The 2,195-nt window shown below is 45.8% G+C and carries 4 protein-coding genes; 2 read left to right on the top strand and 2 right to left on the bottom strand.

Annotated elements, in window-relative coordinates; translation table 11 throughout:
* The first annotated feature begins 205 nt into the window (after nucleotides 1-205).
* Nucleotides 206-445, top strand: coding sequence for a hypothetical protein (locus H6S82_RS29880; protein ID WP_190463972.1), 240 nt, complete (start codon nucleotides 206-208; stop codon nucleotides 443-445).
* A gap of 78 nt (nucleotides 446-523) precedes the next feature.
* Here H6S82_RS29880 and H6S82_RS29875 read toward each other — a convergent pair whose 3' ends face one another.
* Nucleotides 524-703 (bottom strand): hypothetical protein, encoded by a 180-nt coding sequence (locus tag H6S82_RS29875; RefSeq protein ID WP_190463973.1) that lies wholly within the window; start codon nucleotides 701-703, stop codon nucleotides 524-526.
* A gap of 13 nt (nucleotides 704-716) precedes the next feature.
* A complete protein-coding gene (locus H6S82_RS29870) occupies nucleotides 717-1,691 on the bottom strand; it encodes a phosphoribulokinase (protein WP_190463974.1) in 975 nt (324 codons plus the stop codon).
* Between the two features lie 91 nt (nucleotides 1,692-1,782).
* On the opposite strand from H6S82_RS29870, the gene H6S82_RS29865 reads away from it, so the two are divergent.
* The coding region (locus H6S82_RS29865; protein ID WP_242057162.1) for a pentapeptide repeat-containing protein at nucleotides 1,783-2,195 on the top strand (413 nt) is incomplete at its 3' end.

Below are 2,195 nucleotides of genomic sequence, written 5' to 3'. Positions count from 1 at the left end.
TGGCAATTATCACCGGCGCAATTTCCTTAATTCTAGCGATCGCCTACCTATTCCTTGTGCAACTGCTAGATTTTCGCGGCCCAATGCAACCCGCACCCCTCAGCCAGCTACCCACAGTAGCAGAATATATTTCCTGAACTACTCCGGCTATGCTTTAGGTATAGCCGGAGCTTCGTTTAGGGATTATAAGAGAGGTGGTTATAATTTGGAATCAACTGGTCTGAATAATGAGCGCTTAATAGCTTTAATCATCTTGATTACTTTGGCTTACACCAGTTCCATCATGTCTGGCGAAAAAATCAAAAAGAAGGGAGTAGTTAAATATGTGGGTCGCGTGAAAGAAAAACGAAGAATGCAACGCCACCATAGCAGCTTTTATATTGGTCTACACGGCTATGTTTGGGCGGAATCCCTTGATTTTTTTAGTGAACAAACTGCTAAATAGATGTCTTTAAGTCCTCATAAATTACCTGATTATCAAAGAGGTCGTCGCGCCGAGATCCTTATTCAGTCTACCTTTGAGCTATAGTTGTCGCCCCGTCAGCCCTCGATACGAACAGACAAATTTTCGCATCACTGTACCGCTGCAACCGCACAAGAAATCAGAAACAGCGTCACAGCATAGTTGACATCGGTCTGCAAACAGATTTTGTCGGTAGCAAAGGCGATCGCAGCCAATTGCGCCTGACTGCGGGCTACTCATTTTCTTTTCGATCCTAAACTCTACTGCCCTCCAGAGGTACTGCCTTTGTAGACTCCAAGTGGGTAGCCTTAATCATATGATAGCCAACCATTAGCTGTGTTAGCGCCAGGGGATAACTTTCCAGAGTTTCCCCAGTTGTACCGATCAGCTTGCCAAGTTCTGGGTTGCCTTCGAGGCTACAGAAAGGCAATAAGTCAGGTATTTCATTACAGATAATCTTCTCTATCTTGCTAACCTGTTCCTTAGTCGCGTGACTATCCACTTCCAGAACATCAACAGGTTTACCCATATCTCGATCGAGTTCTAGCCGAATCGCTGGCATCGAATCCACTTTGCTTTGCTCCAAAATTTCTGTAAAATCCGGGTGCGGTACAGTCGGTCTGAGTACCAACCGTACATTCAGGTGCGAAGCATCTTCCCCAGAAGCATCTTTAGGCGGGTAGAAACTCACCACCACATCTGCCCACTGGCGTTGCGGACGGATAAACTGTTCCGAATCAGGTTCCCGTTTTTCCATTTCCGCAAGAACTTGTTCCGCCGTGTAGCCCCGCTTCATCGTATCTCGCTTCACCTTCCAATTAGCACGCAGGGATTCTGGCGGAGCCAGGTACACCTTGACATCGTAGCAATCTCGTGCTATCCGCGTTGAATAACCGAGCAATCCTTCAATAATCACAAATTTGCTGGGCTTGATATACTGTGGCGGTTCAAACGTCCCTGTTTTGTGACTGTAAACCGGCTTGAGGATCGGTTGTCCGGTTCGCAGCAAGCTGAGGTGCTGCTGCATGATATCTATATAATTGCAGTCCGGGTGCAGTGCCGTGATCCCAATCTCGGCACGCTGACTCCTGTCGTAGCGGTGGTAATCATCCGTGCAGATCACCGTGACATTATCTGGCCCCAACACCTGTGCAATACCTTTAGTCAGCGTTGTTTTACCGGCGGCGCTGTCGCCAACTATGCCAAGGATAATGGGACGAGAAGTCATAGTTCTTGCTCTACTGATGCTAAAAGAATTCTTAATAGATTTAATTTTATGAGTTTATGGGTACGGGGATCAATCCTCGCTATGACTTTCTATGTCAATCTCTATAACAATGCCCAAGTCCGATCGAAATATAACTCAACACTCCTTCGCGCCAGAAAAGTGGATCGATACTCGCTCCTGTACTCTAGGTTGTCTGGGCTATGTAGCTGGAATCTTAACTTTGCCAATCGTTGTATTTCTGACGTTGAATACACCTGATGCCAGAAAGCAACGGTTTTTGGAGCGCAAAACGAATGAATGTCAGCGATGCGACCTATCTAACCAGGATCTATCACTCAGGCAGTTTAACAATGCAGATTTCTCAAAAGCAAATTTGCAAAATGTGGTTTTAGGAGGCGCTAAATTAAGGAACGCAAAATTTTCCTATGCTAATCTCAAACACTCTGTTCTGCGGCAAGCTAATCTAGAAAATGCAAATTTTGATGGTGCGAATTTGTCTCAAGC

It is taken from the genome of Planktothrix sp. FACHB-1355, assembly GCF_014748295.1.
Classification (GTDB): Bacteria; Cyanobacteriota; Cyanobacteriia; order Cyanobacteriales; family Aerosakkonemataceae; genus Aerosakkonema; species Aerosakkonema funiforme_A.
Note: the sequence above shows the minus strand (reverse complement) of the source record. Positions and strands in the feature narration are given on the sequence as shown.